The organism is Burkholderia sp. 4NA327C6 (assembly GCF_005502655.1).
Classification (GTDB): Bacteria; Pseudomonadota; Gammaproteobacteria; order Burkholderiales; family Burkholderiaceae; genus Burkholderia; species Burkholderia contaminans.
Genome location: NZ_SCNZ01000009.1, coordinates 107,493 through 124,682 on the forward strand (window position 1 = coordinate 107,493; position 17,190 = coordinate 124,682).

The window sequence follows — 17,190 nt, forward strand, 5'->3', positions numbered from 1 at the left end:
GCCGCTAGTTTGCGCGAATGGAGTCGCCATTTACAAGGCCCGGAGATGAAAATCCCTTCGAAGTGATTGATAGTCAAGGGTTTTCCCCCACTATCGGAGCGATTAAATCATTTCGCTTTTAAGTGTTAGCTACATTGCGAAATTTCGATGCGCTGCCGCAAATCCGGCATTCAGACGGGGTTATGAATATCGATAAAAAGGTGTTCGATATCGAATTCTTCGGACAAGTGGGCGCCAAGTGCCTGGATTCCGTAGCGCTCGGTCGCATGGTGCCCTGCCGCAACGAACGCGACGCCGCTCTCGGCAGCCGTATGCGTCACGTATTCGGACACCTCGCCGGTCAGGAACACGTCCGCGCCCGCGTCGATCGCCGCGTCGAAATAGCTTTGCGCGGCGCCCGTGCACCACCCGATGCGGCGCAACTGCATGTCCGGATCACCGAGCACGAGCGGCGTGCGGCCGAGCGTACGCTCGACCTTCGCGACGAAGTGCTCGAGCGTGACGGGCATCGGCAGCGTCGCCATCCAGCCGAGGTCGCCTTCGCCGAACCGCTGCTCGCCGATCAGGCCGAGCCGGTCGCCGAGCTGCGCGTTGTTGCCGAATTCGGGATGCGCGTCGAGCGGGAGATGGAACGCGAACAGATTCAGGTCGTTCGCGAGCAGCAGCTTCAGGCGCTGGTATCTGCGGCCCGTGATCTGCGGCGGCTCGTTGCGCCAGAAATAGCCGTGATGGACGAGCACGGCATCCGCCCCCCATTCGAGCGCGGCTTCGAGAAACGCGACCGACGCCGTCACACCGGTGGCGATCTTCTCGATCTTGCGACGCCCCTCGACCTGGAGGCCATTCGGGCAATAGTCCTTGAAGCGCGCGGTTTCAAGGGTATTGTTCAAGTACAATTCAAGTTCGATCCGATCCATATAAACCTCTAATCCATTCAGATGCTTAGACGCTTCTGGCTGTTCTTCGCGCAGGCGGTCACCGTACTGCTCGCGCTGATGTTCATCGTCGTGACGCTCAAGCCGCAATGGCTGCAACGGCAAGGACAGCTCGGCAAGCAGCTCGCCACGCCGATCGTTGCGCTGCGAGAAGTCGCGCCGGGCATCGGCGGCGCACCGGCGACCACGTCGTACGCCGAAGCCGCGCAAAAGGCGATGCCGGCCGTCGTCAACGTCTTCTCCAGCAAGGACGGCTCGCTACCGCCCGACCCGCGCGCGAAAGATCCGCTGTTCCGCTACTTCTTCGGCGACCGCAACGCCCGCAAGCAGCAGGACGAACCGGCCGCGAACCTTGGCTCGGGCGTTATCGTGAGCCCTGAAGGTTACATTCTAACGAACCAGCACGTCGTGGACGGCGCCGACCAGATCGAAGTCGCGCTCGCCGACGGCCGCACCGCCACCGCGAAGGTGATCGGCAGCGATCCCGAGACCGATCTCGCGGTGCTGAAGATCAACATGACGAACCTGCCGACGATCACGCTCGGCCGCTCGGACCAGTCGCGGGTCGGCGATGTCGTGCTCGCGATCGGCAACCCGTTCGGTGTCGGCCAGACGGTCACGATGGGGATCATCAGCGCGCTGGGCCGCAACCACCTCGGCATCAACACGTTCGAGAACTTCATCCAGACCGATGCGCCGATCAACCCCGGCAACTCGGGTGGCGCGCTGGTCGACGTGAACGGCAACCTGCTCGGCATCAACACCGCGATCTACTCGCGTTCGGGCGGCTCGCTCGGCATCGGCTTCGCGATCCCCGTGTCGACCGCGCGCACGGTGCTCGAAAGCATCATCACGACGGGCTCGGTCACGCGCGGCTGGATCGGCGTCGAGCCGCAGGACGTCACGCCGGAGATCGCCGAGTCGTTCGGGCTGACGCAGAAATCGGGCGCGATCGTCGCCGGCGTGCTGCAGGGCGGCCCGGCCGACAAGGCCGGCATCAAGCCGGGCGACATCCTCGTCTCGGTCAACGGCGACGAGATCACCGACACCACGAAGCTGCTGAACACCGTCGCGCAGATCAAGCCCGGCACGCCGACCAAGGTGCACGTCGTGCGCAAGGGCAAGGAGCTCGATGTGAGCGTCGTGATCGGCAAGCGCCCGCCGCCGCCGAAGCAGACGCTCGACGAGCAGGACAGCGATACCGAGTGACGTCCGGCGAGCGGCGCACGGCCGCATGCCCCGGATACCACCGTCGGAAATGAAAAAGGGCAGCCGGTTGGCTGCCCTTTTACTTTGTATCGAAAAAACCTTGTTGCCGGGAAGATGGCCCCGCCATCCGCCCCCCCGGCCGACTACGTTCACCGGGTTTTACTCAAGCCTGGCGCCGAAGCCCCGGCCGCCGCGCGCCGCCCGGCGCGCGTTCATCAACTGGCGGCTTCGCCGTTCCCCGCCTCGCCTTCTTCGGCCGGCTTCTTCGGCACGAAGAACCGCGCGGCCAGCAGCCCGATCTCGAACAGCACGACCAGCGGCAATGCGAGCATCAGTTGCGAGAACACGTCAGGCGGCGTGACGACCGCCGCGACGACGAACGCGCCGACGATCACGTACGGCCGCATCTCCTTCAGCTTCTTCAGCGACAGCACGCCCATCCGGACGAGCAGCACGACGACGATCGGCACCTCGAACGTGACCCCGAACGCGATGAACATCCCGAGCACGAAGCTCAGGTAGTTGTCGATGTCGGTTGTCATTTCCGCACCGAGCGGCGCGTTGTAGTGCGCCATCACGCGGAAGATCGTCGGGAACACGAGGAAGTACGCGAACGCCATCCCGCACAGGAACAGCAGGTAGCTGCTGCCGACGAGCGGCGCGACGAGCTTCTTCTCGTGCTGGTACAGCCCTGGCGCGACGAACGCCCAGATCTGGTACAGCACGATCGGCAGCGCAATCACCAGCGCGACGAGCATCGTGACCTTCATCGGCACGAAGAACGAGCCGGTGACGTCGGTGACGATCATCTTGCCGTCTTTCGGCAGGTTCTCCATCAGCGGCCGCGCGAGCAGCCGGAAGATGTCGGGCGCCCAGTAGACGAGCCCGAGGAACACGACGATCACGGCCGCGCCCGCGCGAATGATGCGATCGCGAAGCTCGACGAGATGGGAAATGAAGGTTTCTTCCGGGGCGTCGCCCGGGTTCTGCTGGGGGTCGCTCACACCGGCCCTCGGTAGGATTGACGAGCGAGCATGCGCTCGGCTCAGAAGAAGCGCGTCGGCCGGCGCAGGCTGGCCGGCTGGTGGCGCGCGACACGCGCGGCGCCCGACTGCACGTGCGTACGGCGGGTGGTCGCGCGCTTGTACCAGGCAGGCGCAGCCGCCTGCTTGACGCGCCAGTTGCGGCGCTTCGGCGCGAGCGCGGCCGTACTGCCGCGCCACGACGGCATGTCGGAACCCGTCGAACCGGCGTCGCCCGCCGCTTCGTTGAGACCGCCGACCGCGGAATGCCACGTGTCGTTCAGGTCCTTCTCGTGCTCACGCAGGTTGTCGTGAATCGTCGTCTCGACATTGCGCGCGGCCGTCTCGAAATCGGTCTTCATCGTCCGCAGCGCGTCGAGTTCGATTTCGCGCGAGACCTCGGCCTTCACGTCGTTGATGTACCGCTGCGCACGGCCGAACAGCGCGCCTGCCGTACGCGCAACGCGCGGCAGGCGCTCGGGGCCGAGCACCACGAGCGCGACGACGCCGATCAGCGCCATCTTCGAAAGACCGAGATCCAGCATCGCGAATGCCTGTCAGCGTAACGGCGTTACGCCTTGTTCGAGTCGGAACGCGTCGTTTCCTTCGCGTTGACGTCGACCGAGCCCGAACGCGGCAGTTGCTGCGCGTCCGCCGGTGCTTCACCGTCCTTCATGCCGTCCTTGAAACCCTTCACGGCGCTGCCGAGATCGTTGCCGATGTTGCGCAGCTTCTTGGTACCGAAAACCAGCGCGACGATCAGCAGCACGATCAGCCAGTGCCAAATGCTCAATCCACCCATGATGAAACCTCTCCTCAACCACGCCGCCAGGCGGCGTAAATCGCCGGCAACGCGCCGGCTTCGACCATCGATGCGGGGAAACGCCCCGCGCCGTCAACCCATCCGCTGCCAGGGGCGCGGGCCGGCCAGGATATGCGCGTGCAGGTGGTAGACCTCCTGCCCGCCGCCCGGGCCCGTGTTGATCACCGTACGGAAACCGGTTTCGCCTCCCGTATACGCGACGCCGAGCTGGCTGGCGAGACGCGAGACGAGCAGCATCAGCCGGCCGAGCATCGGCGCATCGGCGTCGCTCGCCGCCGACAGCGTCGGCAGATGCTGGCGCGGAATCACGAGCACGTGTGTCTCGGCCGCCGGGCGGATGTCGCGGAACGCGACGAATTCTTCATCCTCATGCACCTTCGTGCTCGGGATCTCGCCTGCCGCGATCTTGCAGAACAGGCAATTCGGATCGTGACTCATGTTGCTCCTGCAGACGCCCGCCCGCGGCCGGTCAGAACCAGGCCTGCGGATCGAGCGGCTTGTTGTCGTTCAGGTACAGCCAACCCTTGATGATACGGTACAGCGTCCAAATCCATGTGACAAACATCACCGCGAATCCGATCACCACGAACATCAGCGCGAACCCGATCACGTACGCAATCAGCGCACGCCAGAACGTGCGGATCTGCCACTCGAAGTGAGCCGCATACGGCGTACCGGCCACATCGTCGCGCTTCACGTAGTTGATGATGATCGCGATGATGCCCGTGACGCCGCCGGTCAGCCAATGAAACGCATAGAGGCCGTAGAGCACGTGAGTCAGCGTGCGCAGCCCGTTCAGGCGCTCGGCGTCCGCGGCCCCCGGCACCGACGGCGGCGGAAACTGGCTTGGCGTATCGGTCATGATGCTACCCCCGTTAGATGACAATTCTTACAGCTTACCGCACTGTGGCCATCCCGCGACAAGGGGCTGTCACCCGCCGTTTTCCTCGCGCTCGCGACGCTTGCGCAGGGCCTTCTCCTCGATACCCGACAGCCCTTCGCGGCGCTCGAGCTCCGCGATCACGTCGGCCGGGCTCAAGTCGAAATGCGACAGCATCACGAGGCAGTGGAACCACAGGTCGGCCACCTCGCCGACGAGTGCGGTCGGCGCGCCGCCCTGGCGCACGTCCTTCGCAGCCAGCACGACTTCCGTCGCCTCTTCGCCGATCTTCTTCAGCACCGCGTCGTCGCCCTTGTGGAACAGGCGCGATACGTACGATTGATCGGGATCGCCGCCCTTGCGGCTATCGATCACGGCCGCGAGGCGCAGCAGCGTGTCTTCGGTCGATTGCGTCATTTGTAGATGTGTTCGGGATCTTTCAGCACCGGTTCGACCGCGACCCAGTCGCCGCTGTCGACGGTGCCTTCGAATTTCTGGAAGAAGCACGAATGCCGGCCGGTGTGGCACGCGATGCCCGACACCTGCTCGACCTTCAGCAGCACGACGTCCTCGTCGCAGTCGAGCCGCACCTCGTGCACGTGCTGCACGTAGCCCGACTCCTCGCCCTTGAACCACAGGCGCTTGCGCGAGCGCGAATAGTAGACCGCGCGCTGCGTCTCGATCGTCTTCGCCAGTGCCTCGCGGTTCATCCACGCGAACATCAGCACGTCGTTCGTCGACGCCTCCTGCGCGATCACCGGCACGAGGCCGTTGTCGTCCCAGCGGACCTTGTCGAGCCACGCGGGCAATGCATTCGTTTCCGTATTCATCACAGCCTCACCGGGATGCCCTGGTCGGCCATGAAGCGCTTCGCCTCGCCGACCGTGTGCTCGCCGTAGTGGAAGATGCTCGCGGCCAGCACCGCATCGGCGCGGCCGTCCTTGATGCCGTCCGCGAGATCCTGCAGGCAACCGACGCCGCCCGACGCGATCACCGGCACCGGCACTGCATCCGACACGCCGCGCGTGAGCGCGAGGTCGAAGCCGGACTTGGTGCCGTCGCGGTCCATGCTCGTGAGCAGGATCTCGCCCGCGCCGAGCTCGGCCATCTTGCGCGCCCATTCGATCGCGTCGAGGCCCGTGTTCTTGCGGCCGCCGTGCGTGAAGACTTCCCAGCGCGGCGTCTCGCCATCGGCCGACACGCGCTTCGCGTCGATCGCGACGACGATGCACTGCGAGCCGTACTTGTCGGCCGCGTCGCGCACGAGCTGCGGGTTCGCGACTGCAGACGAATTCATGCTGACCTTGTCCGCGCCCGCGTTCAGCAGGCGTCGCACGTCCTCGACGGCGCGCACGCCGCCGCCGACGGTCAGCGGAATGAAGACCTGCGACGCGACGGCCTCGATGATCGGCAGGATCAGGTCGCGCTGGTCGGACGTCGCGGTGATGTCGAGGAAGGTCAGTTCGTCGGCGCCCTGGTCGTCGTAGCGGCGCGCGATTTCGACGGGATCGCCGGCATCGCGCAGCTCGACGAAATTGACGCCCTTGACGACACGCCCGGCAGTCACGTCCAGGCAGGGGATGATGCGTTTAGCTAGAGCCATGATGTTGCGCCAAATGCCGCGCTGGGACGGCCGGTTACGGAAGCCTCGCGCGAGGCTTCCGGTGGAGCCGCCTGCAGGCAGCCCCGGCGAGCGGGACAACCGCGCTTACGCGTTGTCGAGTTCGCCGTTCAGTTCGTCCGCGCGCTTTTGCGCGGCCGCGAAATCGAGATCGCCGGAGTAGATCGCACGGCCGCAGATCACGCCTTCGACGCCGTGCTCTTCGACTTCGCACAGGTTCTCGATGTCCGTGAGGTTCGACAGGCCGCCGCTGGCGATCACCGGGATGCCGACCGCCTGCGCGAGCTTCACGGTCGCCTCGATGTTGATGCCCTGCAGCATCCCGTCGCGGCCGATGTCCGTGTAGACGATCGATTCGACGCCGTAGTCCTCGAACTTGCGCGCGAGATCGATCACTTCGTGGCCGGTCAGCTTGCTCCAGCCGTCAGTCGCGACCTTGCCGTCCTTCGCGTCCAGGCCGACGATGATGTTGCCGGAGAACGCGGTGCACGCGTCCTGCAGGAAGCCGGGGTTCTTCACGGCAGCCGTACCGATGATCACGTAGGACAGGCCGGCGTCGAGATACTTCTCGATCGTCTCGAGGCTGCGGATGCCGCCGCCGAGCTGTACGGGGATTTCATCGCCGACTTCGTCGAGGATCGCTTCGATCGCCTCGAGATTTTTCGGCTTGCCGGCGAATGCGCCGTTCAGGTCGACGAGATGGAGCCGCCGGGCGCCGAGATCGACCCACTTGCGGGCCATCGCCGCCGGGTCCTCGGAGAAAATCGTGGCCTGGTCCATATCGCCCTGTTTGAGGCGCACACACTGACCGTCTTTGAGGTCGATGGCCGGAATCAGCAACATAGCAATCGGGTGTCGTCGTGGAAAAAGAAAAGAATCCGGCGCGTACCGGCCAATCCGGTACCGCGCCGTCTCGCTAGTTTAGTACAACTCTTTCGGCACATAAGCGCGCAAGCCCCGCGCGACGGGCCTTGCCGGCCTGCCGACTGTGGTTCGCGCACCACGTTTACGGTTTCCAGTGTACGAAGTTGCGATACAGACGCAACCCGACCTCCGCGCTTTTCTCGGGGTGGAATTGGGTCGCGAAGAGGTTGTCCCGCGCGACCGCGGACGTAAACGGCGCGCCGTATGCCGTTTCGCCAACCGTATGCGCCGGGTTGTCCGGCGTCACGTAATAACTGTGCACGAAGTAGAAATACGCGTCGTCGGGCACGCCGTCCCACAGCGGGTGCGGCTGCGACTGGCGCACGCGGTTCCAGCCCATCTGCGGCACCTTGAAGCGCGAGCCGTCGTCCTGCAGGCGGCCGTCGAGCTCGAAACGCACGACCTTGCCGGGCAACAGGCCGAGGCCCTTCGTGTCGCCTTCCGCACTCCAGTCGAACAGCATCTGCTCGCCGACGCACACGCCGAGCAGCGGCTTCGTGCGCGAGGCCTCGATCACGGCCTCCTGCAGGCCCGATTCGCCGAGGCTGCGCATGCAGTCGGGCATCGCGCCCTGGCCGGGCAGCACGACACGGTCGGCCGCGCGGATCGCGGCCGGCGTGTCGACGATCGCCACGTCGGCGGCCGGTTCGGCCTTCTTGAGCGCCTGCGCGACCGAGCGCAGGTTGCCCATCCCATAATCCACAATCGCAATCGAAGTTTTCATCTCAGTGCAGGCAGTAGCGCCCTCAGTCCATTGACGATGAATTCCACCGCCAGCGCCGACAGCATCAGACCCATCAGCCGCGTGGCGATGTTGATGCCCGTGCGGCCGATCCAGTTCGCGATCGGCTCGGCGAGCCGCATCGCGACGAAACACAGAAAAGCCAGGACCGCGCCGATCGCGACCAGCCCGGCCCGCTCATACCAGTGATGCGAGTTCGCCGCATAGATGATCACCGTGCTGATCGAGCCGGGGCCCGTGAGCAGCGGAATCGCCAGCGGTACGACCGCGATGTTGTCCTTCAGCTCGGCCTCGTGGCGCTCCTCCGGCGTCGATCGCGTGTTGCCGATCTGCGCGTTCAGCATGTTGATCGCCATCAGCAGCATGATGATCCCGCCGCCCACTTCGAGCGAGCCGACCGAGATGCCGAAGAAGTCGATGATCTGCTGCCCGAGCAGCGTCGTCACCGTGATCACGCAGAACACCGATACCGACGCGATCCGGATCGTGCGCCGCCGCTCGGCATCCGTCTGCTGCGCCGTCAGGCTCAGGAAGAACGGCACCGCGCCGACCGGGTTGATCAGCGCCAGCAGCGAAATGAACGATTTGAGCAGATCCATCGCAAGCCGGCGCCGCGCGCCGAAGCCGTGAGGTTGTCCTTGACGCTCCGTCCGGTCAGTTCAGGTTCAGAGACTGCCCTTCGTCGACGGGATCTGCCCCGCCGCACGCTCGTCCAGCTCCACCGCTGCGCGCAGCGCACGGCCGAAGGCCTTGAACACCGTCTCGAGCTGATGGTGCGCGTTGATCCCGCGCAGGTTGTCGATGTGCAGCGTGACGCCCGCGTGGTTCACGAAACCGCGGAAGAATTCGATCGACAGGTCGACGTCGAACGTGCCGATCCGCGCCCGCGTGAACGGCACGTGGAATTCGAGGCCCGGCCGGCCGGAGAAGTCGATCACGACGCGCGACAGCGCCTCGTCGAGCGGCACGTACGAGTGGCCGTAGCGGCGGATGCCCTTGCGGTCGCCGATCGCCTTCGCGACAGCCTGCCCGAGCGTGATGCCGACATCTTCGACCGTGTGGTGGTCGTCGATATGCGTATCGCCATGCGCTTCAACCTCGAGATCGACCAGACCGTGTCGCGCGATCTGGTCGAGCATATGGTCGAGGAACGGCACGCCGGTGGCCAGCTTCTGCTGGCCCGTGCCGTCGAGATTGAGCTTCACACGGATCTGCGTTTCGCTGGTATTGCGAACGACTTCCGCCACACGCATGGCAATTCCTTGACTGAGTCGATGTAAATGGGGATTGATCGTTTCGCGCAGCGGCGACCAGAGGCTCAACCGGGCAGCGCGAGTTTCAAAGCGGCCAGCAGGCGCGCGTTTTCGTCGGGAGAACCGACGGTCAGCCGCACGCATTCAGCCAGCAACGGATGCATTTTACTCACGTTTTTGACCAAAACCCGCTCGGTGAGCAGCGCGTCGAACACGGCGGCCGCGTCCGGCACGCGCACCAGCAGGAAATTGCCAGCGCTCGGGAACACCGTCGTGCCCGGCAGCGCGGCCACTTCCTGTGCGAGACGCGTGCGTTCCGCCCGCAGGTCGGCCGCCTGCGCGTCGAGCACGTCGAGGTGGTCGAGCAGGAAATCGGCGGTCGCCTGGGTCAGCACGTTGATGTTGTACGGCGGGCGCACCTTGTCGAATTCGGTCAGCCACGCGGGCGAACCGACCAGATAGCCGAGGCGGATGCCCGCGAGGCCGAGCTTCGACACCGTGCGCATCACGACGACGTTGTCGAACTCGGCGGCGCGCGGCAGCCACGAGCGAACGGCGAACGGCTGGTACGCCTCGTCGATCACGACCAGGCTGTGCCGCGCGGCCGCGACGATCCGTTCGATGTCGGCATCGTCGTACAGCGTGCCGGTCGGGTTGTTCGGGTACGCGAGATAGACGAGCGCCGGACGATGCTCGGCGACAGCCGCGAGCATCGCGTCGACGTCGAGCGTCAGGTCGGCCTTCAGCGGCACGCCGACGAATTCGAGCTGCGCGAGCTTCGCGGACAGTTCGTACATCACGAAGCCCGGCACCGGCGCGAGCACCTTCGCGCCCGGCTTCGCACAGGCCATCGACATCATGCTGATGATTTCGTCCGAGCCGTTGCCGAGCAGCACGTCGCAGCCGGCCGGCACGCCCATCGCATGGCGCAGCTTGTCGAGCAACGCGGTCGGGCGCGGCGCCGGGTAGCGGTTCAGCGCGACCTGCGCGAGACGCTCGCCGAGCGCCGCGGCGAGCGGTTCGGGCAGCGGGTACGGGTTCTCCATCGCGTCGAGTTTCACGAACCCGCTCGCGTCCGGCACCGGGTAGCTCGTCATCGCGAGCACGTCGCGGCGGATGATGTCTTGTGGCGTCGTCATGGTCTCAAGCCGGCGTACGTCGCGCCGGCGTCAATGGGTCGGCAGGGCGGCGGCTGCCGCCCTGCACAGGTGTCTCCCGCCCCGGCCTTCGGGGGCCGGCCGGGCGGCACATCAGCGCCGGCTGCGGCCCCGCGCAGCGTGCGGTCAGTTCTTCATCCGGAACTCGGCGCTCTTCGCGTGCGCCTGCAGCCCTTCGCCGTACGCGAGCTCGGACGCGATCTCGCCGAGCGTCTGCGCGCCTTCCGCGCTGACCTCGATCACGCTCGAGCGCTTGATGAAGTCGTACACGCCGAGCGGCGACGAGAAGCGCGCGGTGCGCGACGTCGGCAGCACGTGGTTCGGGCCCGCGCAGTAGTCGCCGAGGCTTTCGCTCGTGTAGCGGCCGAGGAAGATCGCGCCCGCATGGCGGATCTGCTGGCCCCATTGCTGCGGCTCCAGCGCGGAAATTTCCAGGTGCTCGGGCGCGATGTCGTTCGCGATCCGGCACGCTTCGGCCATGTCGCGCACCTTGATCAGCGCGCCACGGCCTTCGAGCGACGCGCGAATCACGTCCCGGCGCGGCATCGACGGCAGCAGCTCGTCGATCGCCTTTTCGACGCGCTCGAGGAACGCACCGTCCGGGCACAGCAGGATCGATTGCGCGAGTTCATCGTGCTCCGCCTGCGAGAAAAGGTCCATCGCGACCCAGTTCGGATCGGTCGTGCCATCGCACAGCACGAGGATTTCCGACGGCCCGGCGATCATGTCGATGCCGACCGTGCCGAACACGCGGCGCTTCGCCGACGCGACGTACGCGTTGCCGGGGCCGCAGATCTTGTCGACGGCCGGCACCGTCGCCGTGCCGTACGCGAGCGCGCCGACCGCCTGCGCACCGCCGATCGTGAACACGCGATCGACGCCGCCGAGCAGCGCCGCGGCGAGCACGAGGTCGTTCTTCACGCCGTCCGGCGTCGGCACGACCATCACGATCTCGCCGACGCCCGCGACGCGCGCGGGAATCGCGTTCATCAGCACCGACGACGGATACGCGGCCTTGCCGCCCGGCACGTACAGGCCGACGCGGTCGAGCGGCGTGATCTTCTGGCCGAGCACCGTGCCGTCGCTTTCCGTGTACTGCCAGCTGTGCGTGCCGCACTCGATCTTCTGCTTCTCGTGGTACGCACGCACCCGCGCGGCAGCGGCTTCCAGCGCCGCGCGCGCCTTCGGCGCGAGGCCGTCGAGCGCCGTCTGCAGCGCGTCCTGCGGCAGCTCCAGCGCGGCGACGCTCGTCGCGTTCAGCCGGTCGAAGCGGTTCGTGTACTCGAGCACCGCGGCGTCGCCGCGCGACTTCACGTCGGCGAGGATCTGCGCGACCGATTGCTCGATCGCCGCATCTTCGCTCGCCTCGAACGCGAGCAGCGCGCGCAGCTCGGCGCCGAAGCCTTCGCTCGTCGAATCGAGCTTGCGGATGATGATGGACATGGGAGTTCCGTTACGGTGATGCGCTCAACCGCCATTCTGCGACGCGCGTTCGAACGCGTCGAGGATCGGCTTGAGCGCCGTGCGCTTCAACTTCAGCGCAGCCTGGTTCACGACGAGGCGCGACGAGATCGCCATGATCTCCTCGACCTCGACCAGATTGTTCGCCTTCAGCGTGCCGCCCGAGCTGACGAGGTCGACGATCGCGTCGGCCAGCCCGACCAGCGGCGCAAGCTCCATCGAGCCGTACAGCTTGATCAGGTCGACGTGCACGCCCTTCGCGGCAAAGTGTTCGCGTGCGGTTTCGACGTACTTCGTCGCGACGCGCAGGCGCGCGCCCTGGCGCACGGCGCTCGCATAGTCGAAACCGGCCGACACGGCCACCGACATCCGGCAGCGCGCAATGTTCAGATCGATCGGCTGGTACAGGCCCGAGCCGCCGTGCTCGACCAGCACGTCCTTGCCGGCCACGCCGAAATCGGCCGCACCGTATTCGACATAGGTCGGCACGTCGCTCGCGCGCACGATGATCACGCGCAGATCGGGGTTCGTCGTCGGCAGGATCAGCTTGCGCGACGTTTCCGGATCCTCGGTCACCTGCACGCCGGCCGCGGCCAGCAGCGGCAGGGTTTCCTCGAAAATCCGGCCCTTCGACAGGGCAAGGGTCAGCGGCGCGGTCATGCTTGGCTCCCGGAAAGGCGGCGCACGTTCGCGCCGACGGCGGTCAGTTTGGCTTCCATGCGGTCGTAGCCGCGGTCCAGATGATAGATGCGGTCGACCAGCGTTTCGCCGTCGGCACGCAGCCCGGCGATCACGAGGCTCGCCGACGCGCGCAGGTCGGTCGCCATCACGTTCGCGCCCGACAGTTTTTCGACCCCCGTCACGAGCGCGGTGTTGCCGTCGATCGTGATGTTCGCGCCGAGCCGGTTCAGCTCCTGCACGTGCATGAAACGGTTCTCGAAAATGGTTTCGACCACTTGCGCCGTGCCCGTCGCGACCGTATTGAGGGCCATGAACTGCGCCTGCATGTCGGTCGGGAACGCCGGGTATTCCGACGTGCGGATCGTCACCGCCGACGGCCGGCGGTCCATCTTCACGCGCAGCCAGCTGTCGCCTTCCTCGATCGACACGCCGGCTTCGCGCAGCTTGTCGATCACCGCGTCGAGGATGTGCGGGCGCACGCCCGTCAGCATCACGTCGCCGCCCGCCGCCGCGACCGCGCACAGGAACGTGCCAGCCTCGATGCGGTCGGGGATCACCGAATGGCGCGCGCCGTGCAGCCGCTCGACGCCCTGGATCACGAGGCGATCGGTGCCGATGCCGTCGATTTTCGCGCCCATCGCGACCAGCAAGTGTGCGAGATCGCTCACTTCCGGCTCGCGCGCGGCGTTTTCGATCACCGTCTCGCCGTCGGCGAGCGTCGCGGCCATCAGCAGGTTTTCCGTGCCCGTCACCGTGATCATGTCGGTCACGATGCGCGCGCCTTTCAGGCGCTTCGCGCGGGCTTCGATGAAGCCGTGCTCGATGCTGATCTCGGCGCCCATCGCCTGCAGGCCCTTGATGTGCTGGTCGACCGGACGCGCGCCGATTGCGCAGCCGCCCGGCAGCGACACCTTCGCCTCGCCGAAGCGCGCGAGCAGCGGCCCGAGCACGAGGATCGACGCGCGCATCGTCTTCACGAGCTCGTACGGCGCGACGAGGTTGTCGACGCGCGACGCGTCGAGCTGCACGCGGCAGCCGTCGGTCTCGCTCTTCACGCCCATCTGGTTCAGCACCTTCAGCGTGGTACGCACGTCCTTGAGATTCGGCACGTTGTCGAGATCGACCGGATCGGCGGTGAGAAGCCCCGCGCACAGGATCGGCAGCGCGGCATTCTTCGCGCCCGACACGACGATCTCGCCCGACAGGCGGCGGCCGCCTTCGATCACGAGCTTGTCCATCCCATGGCCATGCGCTTCCCCGTTGGCGGCCGGGTGTGCCGTGGCGACGCTCTGGACGGCGTCGCGCTCGTTGACGGTGACTTGCACTCAGTGATTTCCGGTTATGCGTTCTGCCATTCGGCGGGCGTCAGCGTCTTCATGCTGAGCGCGTGAATTTCCTGTTTCATGCGATCGCCGAGCGCCGCATAGACGAGCTGGTGCCGCTGGATCGGCCGCTTGCCTTCGAAGGCCGCCGACACGATCGTCGCGAAGAAATGCTGGCCGTCGCCTTCGACTTCCAGATGCGTGCAGGCGAGACCGCCGGCGATGTATTGCTTGACCTGTTCGGGAGTCGGCAACATGGTGTAAGGCTCCTGTCGGCGCGCGCCGCCCGGATGGCGGCCGCGGCCTGTCGATATCAATGACGCAGTTTGTAGCCGGTCGCGAGCAGCCGCATCGCGATCAGCGCGAGCAGCACGAAGAAACCGGTGACGATCGCGAGGCTCGCGAACGGGTTGATGTCGGACGCGCCGAAGAACCCGAAACGGAAGCCGTCGATCATGTAGAAAAACGGATTGAGACGCGAGATCTCGCGCCACACGGGCGGCAGCGAGTGCGTCGAATAGAACACGCCGGACAGGAACGTCAGCGGCATGATCAGGAAGTTCTGGAACGCGGCGAGCTGGTCGAACTTCTCGGCCCAGATCCCGGCGATCAGGCCGAGCGTGCCGAGGATCGCCGAGCCGAGCAGCGCGAACGCAATGATGAACAGCGGCGCCGCGAAATGCATCGGGACAAACCAGATCGTCACGACGAACACGCCCGCGCCGACCGCGAGCCCGCGCACCACGGACGCGAGCACGTACGCGCCGAAGATGTCGCGATACGACAGCGGCGGCAGCAGCATGAACACGAGATTGCCGGTGATCTTCGACTGGATCAACGACGACGAGCTGTTCGCGAACGCGTTCTGCAGCACGCTCATCATCACGAGGCCCGGTACGAGAAAGCTCACGTACTCGACGCCCGGATACACCTCGACGCGGCCAGACAGCGCGTGGCCGAAGATCGTCAGGTACAGCAGCGCCGTGACGATCGGTGCGCACACCGTCTGGAACGACACCTTCCAGAAACGCAGCAGTTCCTTGTAGAACAGCGTTTGAAAACCACTCATGCCAATCCCTCGATGACGTCTGCCCCGTTCATCACCTGGACGAACACATCCTCGAGGTCGGCCTTGCGGACCTCGATCTCGTCGAACGTGCAGCCCGCCGCGCGGCATTGCGCGAGGATACGCTCGACATCGTCATAGCTCGTCAGGCGCAGCAGGTGCTCGCCCGGCGCGCGGGCGGCCGGGTCGGACTCCAGCCCGCGCAGCTCGGACGGCAGCGCGCCGGTCGCGAGGCGCAGGTAGAGCTGCAGCCCCGCGAAGCGGCGCAGCAGCGCATCGGTGCGGTCGAGCGCGACCACTTCGCCACGGCGCAGCATCGCGATGCGGTCGCACAGCGACTCGGCTTCCTCGAGGTAATGGGTGGTCAGCACGATCGTGTGGCCTTCGCGGTTCAGGCGCGAGATGAATTTCCACAACGTCTGGCGCAATTCGACGTCGACACCGGCGGTCGGTTCGTCGAGCACGATCACGGGCGGCCGGTGCACGAGCGCCTGCGCGACCAGCACGCGGCGCTTCATCCCGCCCGACAGCGCGCGCATGTTCGCATCGGCCTTCTCGGTGAGGTCGAGATTGGCCATCACTTCGTCGATCCAGTCGTCGTTGCGGCGCAACCCGAAATAGCCGGACTGGATTCGCAGCGTCTCGCGGACGGTGAAGAACGGATCGAACACGAGTTCCTGCGGCACGACGCCGAGTGCGCGGCGCGCGCCACGGAAGTCCTTGACGACGTCGTGACCGCGCACCGAGATACTGCCTTCGTCGGCCCGGGCGAGCCCGGCGAGGATACTGATGAGCGTGGTCTTGCCTGCGCCGTTGGGGCCGAGCAGACCGAAAAACTCGCCTTCCTCGACCGACAGGCTGACGCCCTTGAGCGCCTGAAGCGACTTGTAGCGCTTCTTGACGTGACGGATTTCTATGGCTGACATGACTGTGCGCGACGCCAGGGCCGCGACGCCTATTCTGTGCTTGCTGCTAATGAAAATGGGGGCCGGACGCCGATTGGCTGCCCCGCAAAACGCTTGATTATAGGGCAAACCGGCTGGGGGAGCCGGTGCCGGCGGCACGCGGCCTGAAGCTTGCGCGCGCCGGGCGGCGCGGCAGGCTCCGGTCGGACAGCGTCAATGTCGCCCGGTGCCTTCGATGAGCGTGTCGACGCCGTAGGCGCGCGCGAGGCTGGCGAGCTTCGGGGGGAGATTGAGGATGTCGAGGGTCGCGCCGCGCGCTTTGGCGGCACGTTGCCATGCGAGCAGCACGGCGAGCGCGGACGAGTCGAACTGCGTCAGCGTCGCGCAATCGACGGCGGTCGCGCCGCCGCCGATGCGCGCGAGACCGTCCGCGAGCGCGGACTTCGCGCTCGCGACGGTCAGCGAGGAACCGGCTTCGAAGCCGCTCACGACGCTTGCTTGCCGGCGGCAAGTTGCTGGTTGCGCTGCGTGAGGAACTGGATCAGGCCGTCCACGCCGCTTTGCTGGATCTTCTCGTTGAACTGCTGCTGGTACGTCTGGATCAGCCATGCGCCGAGCACGTTCAGGTCATACACCTTCCAGCCGCCGGACGTCTTGTACAGGCGGTAATCGATCTGGACCGGCTGGCCGTTGTTCATCGCGACGGTCTTGACCACGACATCGGTATCGGCCGGATCGGCGCGGAACGGCGGGTACTGGATCTGCTGGTCCGGCTTCAGCTGCGCCAGCGCGCCCGAGTACGTGCGGATCAGCAGCAGCTTGAACTGCTCCTGAACCTGCTGCTGCTGCTCGGCCGTCGCGGTGCGCCAGTTGCGGCCCATCGCGAGCTGCGTGGTGCGGCGGAAATCGGTGTACGGCAGGATGTCCTTGTTGACGATCGTGATGATGCGGTTGGTGTCGCCCTGCTTGATCGTCTGCTGCTTGACTTCGTCGAGCACCTGCTGCGTCGCCGTCTTGATCAGCGCCTGCGGGTTCGACTGGTCGACTTGCGCGTGGGCTGCGCTGCCGAACGAGAACAGCGCCGCGAAAACGGGGATCAGGAACAGTTTTTTCATCATAGTGACCTGCATGAATGAGTCGATGCGGAGGTTGGAGCAGGTAGCTTACGCGCAAGTTCGCGCACGCTACC

At 65.9% G+C, this 17,190-nt stretch carries 23 protein-coding genes; 1 reads left to right on the forward strand and 22 read right to left on the reverse strand.

Annotated elements, in window-relative coordinates:
• Nucleotides 1–170: 170 nt before the first annotated feature.
• Complete coding sequence (locus FFS49_RS11970; RefSeq protein WP_105816464.1) at nt 171–917, reverse strand: Nif3-like dinuclear metal center hexameric protein; 747 nt, start codon at nt 915–917, stop codon at nt 171–173.
• A gap of 21 nt (nt 918–938) precedes the next feature.
• Here FFS49_RS11970 and FFS49_RS11975 point away from each other — a divergent pair, with 21 nt between their 5' ends.
• Nucleotides 939–2,144: a Do family serine endopeptidase gene (locus FFS49_RS11975; RefSeq protein WP_039366626.1), complete on the forward strand. Its 1,206-nt coding sequence runs from the start codon at nt 939–941 to the stop codon at nt 2,142–2,144.
• 215 nt (nt 2,145–2,359) lie between these two features.
• Here FFS49_RS11975 and tatC read toward each other — a convergent pair whose 3' ends face one another.
• The 21 genes from tatC to FFS49_RS12080 all read right to left on the reverse strand — a co-directional run bounded on the left by tatC (nt 2,360) and on the right by FFS49_RS12080 (nt 17,116).
• Nucleotides 2,360–3,148: a twin-arginine translocase subunit TatC gene (gene tatC / locus FFS49_RS11980; protein WP_039366629.1), complete on the reverse strand. Its 789-nt coding sequence runs from the start codon at nt 3,146–3,148 to the stop codon at nt 2,360–2,362.
• A 41-nt stretch (nt 3,149–3,189) separates the two neighbouring features.
• The gene (gene tatB / locus FFS49_RS11985) at nt 3,190–3,711 is read right to left on the reverse strand and encodes a Sec-independent protein translocase protein TatB (protein ID WP_046544798.1); all 522 of its coding nucleotides are present in this window, start codon (nt 3,709–3,711) and stop codon (nt 3,190–3,192) included.
• Nucleotides 3,712–3,737: 26 nt separating this feature from the next.
• Nucleotides 3,738–3,968 carry a Sec-independent protein translocase subunit TatA gene (gene tatA / locus FFS49_RS11990; RefSeq protein ID WP_021161850.1) on the reverse strand — a complete coding sequence of 77 codons (231 nt, stop codon included), beginning with the start codon at nt 3,966–3,968 and terminating at the stop codon, nt 3,738–3,740.
• A 93-nt stretch (nt 3,969–4,061) separates the two neighbouring features.
• Nucleotides 4,062–4,427, reverse strand: a complete 366-nt coding sequence (locus FFS49_RS11995; protein WP_011350735.1) for a histidine triad nucleotide-binding protein — start codon at nt 4,425–4,427, stop codon at nt 4,062–4,064.
• 31 nt (nt 4,428–4,458) lie between these two features.
• Nucleotides 4,459–4,851: a membrane protein gene (locus FFS49_RS12000; protein WP_011350734.1), complete on the reverse strand. Its 393-nt coding sequence runs from the start codon at nt 4,849–4,851 to the stop codon at nt 4,459–4,461.
• Nucleotides 4,852–4,920: 69 nt separating this feature from the next.
• On the reverse strand, nt 4,921–5,286 hold the full coding sequence (locus FFS49_RS12005; RefSeq protein WP_006485344.1) for a phosphoribosyl-ATP diphosphatase: 366 nt from the start codon (nt 5,284–5,286) through the stop codon (nt 4,921–4,923).
• Nucleotides 5,283–5,699: a phosphoribosyl-AMP cyclohydrolase gene (hisI, locus tag FFS49_RS12010; protein WP_105816463.1), complete on the reverse strand. Its 417-nt coding sequence runs from the start codon at nt 5,697–5,699 to the stop codon at nt 5,283–5,285. Before hisI ends, FFS49_RS12005 begins: the two co-directional genes overlap by 4 nt.
• On the reverse strand, nt 5,699–6,472 hold the full coding sequence (gene hisF, locus FFS49_RS12015) for an imidazole glycerol phosphate synthase subunit HisF (protein ID WP_039366643.1): 774 nt from the start codon (nt 6,470–6,472) through the stop codon (nt 5,699–5,701). Before hisF ends, hisI begins: the two co-directional genes overlap by 1 nt.
• 105 nt (nt 6,473–6,577) lie before the next feature.
• Nucleotides 6,578–7,333: a 1-(5-phosphoribosyl)-5-[(5-phosphoribosylamino)methylideneamino]imidazole-4-carboxamide isomerase gene (hisA, locus tag FFS49_RS12020; RefSeq protein ID WP_039366646.1), complete on the reverse strand. Its 756-nt coding sequence runs from the start codon at nt 7,331–7,333 to the stop codon at nt 6,578–6,580.
• A 163-nt stretch (nt 7,334–7,496) separates the two neighbouring features.
• A complete protein-coding gene (gene hisH, locus FFS49_RS12025) occupies nt 7,497–8,138 on the reverse strand; it encodes an imidazole glycerol phosphate synthase subunit HisH (RefSeq protein ID WP_011350730.1) in 642 nt (213 codons plus the stop codon).
• Nucleotides 8,135–8,755: a YchE family NAAT transporter gene (locus FFS49_RS12030; protein WP_039366649.1), complete on the reverse strand. Its 621-nt coding sequence runs from the start codon at nt 8,753–8,755 to the stop codon at nt 8,135–8,137. The genes hisH and FFS49_RS12030 overlap by 4 nt, the downstream gene beginning before the upstream one ends.
• A 66-nt stretch (nt 8,756–8,821) precedes the next feature.
• Entirely contained in the window at nt 8,822–9,409 is a 588-nt protein-coding gene (gene hisB, locus FFS49_RS12035; protein ID WP_011350728.1) for an imidazoleglycerol-phosphate dehydratase HisB, read from the reverse strand.
• Nucleotides 9,410–9,474: 65 nt separating this feature from the next.
• Nucleotides 9,475–10,548, reverse strand: coding sequence for a histidinol-phosphate transaminase (gene hisC / locus FFS49_RS12040; RefSeq protein WP_046544794.1), 1,074 nt, complete (start codon nt 10,546–10,548; stop codon nt 9,475–9,477).
• A gap of 144 nt (nt 10,549–10,692) precedes the next feature.
• Nucleotides 10,693–12,009 carry a histidinol dehydrogenase gene (gene hisD, locus FFS49_RS12045; protein ID WP_105816462.1) on the reverse strand — a complete coding sequence of 439 codons (1,317 nt, stop codon included), beginning with the start codon at nt 12,007–12,009 and terminating at the stop codon, nt 10,693–10,695.
• A gap of 24 nt (nt 12,010–12,033) precedes the next feature.
• Nucleotides 12,034–12,687, reverse strand: coding sequence for an ATP phosphoribosyltransferase (gene hisG / locus FFS49_RS12050; RefSeq protein ID WP_011350725.1), 654 nt, complete (start codon nt 12,685–12,687; stop codon nt 12,034–12,036).
• Nucleotides 12,684–14,033, reverse strand: a complete 1,350-nt coding sequence (gene murA, locus FFS49_RS12055) for a UDP-N-acetylglucosamine 1-carboxyvinyltransferase (protein WP_046544792.1) — start codon at nt 14,031–14,033, stop codon at nt 12,684–12,686. The genes hisG and murA overlap by 4 nt, the downstream gene beginning before the upstream one ends.
• 14 nt (nt 14,034–14,047) lie before the next feature.
• Nucleotides 14,048–14,287, reverse strand: a complete 240-nt coding sequence (locus FFS49_RS12060; RefSeq protein WP_006477131.1) for a BolA family protein — start codon at nt 14,285–14,287, stop codon at nt 14,048–14,050.
• Between the two features lie 56 nt (nt 14,288–14,343).
• Complete coding sequence (locus FFS49_RS12065; protein WP_039366662.1) at nt 14,344–15,099, reverse strand: ABC transporter permease; 756 nt, start codon at nt 15,097–15,099, stop codon at nt 14,344–14,346.
• Nucleotides 15,096–16,022, reverse strand: a complete 927-nt coding sequence (locus tag FFS49_RS12070) for an ABC transporter ATP-binding protein (RefSeq protein WP_011350722.1) — start codon at nt 16,020–16,022, stop codon at nt 15,096–15,098. Before FFS49_RS12070 ends, FFS49_RS12065 begins: the two co-directional genes overlap by 4 nt.
• A 192-nt stretch (nt 16,023–16,214) precedes the next feature.
• Nucleotides 16,215–16,490 carry an STAS domain-containing protein gene (locus FFS49_RS12075; RefSeq protein WP_039366665.1) on the reverse strand — a complete coding sequence of 92 codons (276 nt, stop codon included), beginning with the start codon at nt 16,488–16,490 and terminating at the stop codon, nt 16,215–16,217.
• On the reverse strand, nt 16,487–17,116 hold the full coding sequence (locus tag FFS49_RS12080) for an ABC transporter substrate-binding protein (RefSeq protein ID WP_039366807.1): 630 nt from the start codon (nt 17,114–17,116) through the stop codon (nt 16,487–16,489). Before FFS49_RS12080 ends, FFS49_RS12075 begins: the two co-directional genes overlap by 4 nt.
• Nucleotides 17,117–17,190 lie beyond the last annotated feature (74 nt).

Bases quoted from the DNA above. Each gene is read 5' to 3' on its own strand.
- FFS49_RS11970 (WP_105816464.1), bottom strand. From the start codon at position 917: ATGGATCGGATCGAACTTGAATTGTACTTGAACAATACCCTTGAAACC.
- FFS49_RS11975 (WP_039366626.1), top strand. From the start codon at position 939: ATGCTTAGACGCTTCTGGCTGTTCTTCGCGCAGGCGGTCACCGTACTG.
- tatB (WP_046544798.1), bottom strand. From the start codon at position 3,711: ATGCTGGATCTCGGTCTTTCGAAGATGGCGCTGATCGGCGTCGTCGCG.
- tatA (WP_021161850.1), bottom strand. From the start codon at position 3,968: ATGGGTGGATTGAGCATTTGGCACTGGCTGATCGTGCTGCTGATCGTC.
- FFS49_RS11995 (WP_011350735.1), bottom strand. From the start codon at position 4,427: ATGAGTCACGATCCGAATTGCCTGTTCTGCAAGATCGCGGCAGGCGAG.
- FFS49_RS12000 (WP_011350734.1), bottom strand. From the start codon at position 4,851: ATGACCGATACGCCAAGCCAGTTTCCGCCGCCGTCGGTGCCGGGGGCC.
- FFS49_RS12005 (WP_006485344.1), bottom strand. From the start codon at position 5,286: ATGACGCAATCGACCGAAGACACGCTGCTGCGCCTCGCGGCCGTGATC.
- hisI (WP_105816463.1), bottom strand. From the start codon at position 5,699: ATGAATACGGAAACGAATGCATTGCCCGCGTGGCTCGACAAGGTCCGC.
- hisF (WP_039366643.1), bottom strand. From the start codon at position 6,472: ATGGCTCTAGCTAAACGCATCATCCCCTGCCTGGACGTGACTGCCGGG.
- hisA (WP_039366646.1), bottom strand. From the start codon at position 7,333: ATGTTGCTGATTCCGGCCATCGACCTCAAAGACGGTCAGTGTGTGCGC.
- hisH (WP_011350730.1), bottom strand. From the start codon at position 8,138: ATGAAAACTTCGATTGCGATTGTGGATTATGGGATGGGCAACCTGCGC.
- FFS49_RS12030 (WP_039366649.1), bottom strand. From the start codon at position 8,755: ATGGATCTGCTCAAATCGTTCATTTCGCTGCTGGCGCTGATCAACCCG.
- hisB (WP_011350728.1), bottom strand. From the start codon at position 9,409: ATGCGTGTGGCGGAAGTCGTTCGCAATACCAGCGAAACGCAGATCCGT.
- hisC (WP_046544794.1), bottom strand. From the start codon at position 10,548: ATGACGACGCCACAAGACATCATCCGCCGCGACGTGCTCGCGATGACG.
- hisD (WP_105816462.1), bottom strand. From the start codon at position 12,009: ATGTCCATCATCATCCGCAAGCTCGATTCGACGAGCGAAGGCTTCGGC.
- hisG (WP_011350725.1), bottom strand. From the start codon at position 12,687: ATGACCGCGCCGCTGACCCTTGCCCTGTCGAAGGGCCGGATTTTCGAG.
- FFS49_RS12060 (WP_006477131.1), bottom strand. From the start codon at position 14,287: ATGTTGCCGACTCCCGAACAGGTCAAGCAATACATCGCCGGCGGTCTC.
- FFS49_RS12065 (WP_039366662.1), bottom strand. From the start codon at position 15,099: ATGAGTGGTTTTCAAACGCTGTTCTACAAGGAACTGCTGCGTTTCTGG.
- FFS49_RS12070 (WP_011350722.1), bottom strand. From the start codon at position 16,022: ATGTCAGCCATAGAAATCCGTCACGTCAAGAAGCGCTACAAGTCGCTT.
- FFS49_RS12080 (WP_039366807.1), bottom strand. From the start codon at position 17,116: ATGAAAAAACTGTTCCTGATCCCCGTTTTCGCGGCGCTGTTCTCGTTC.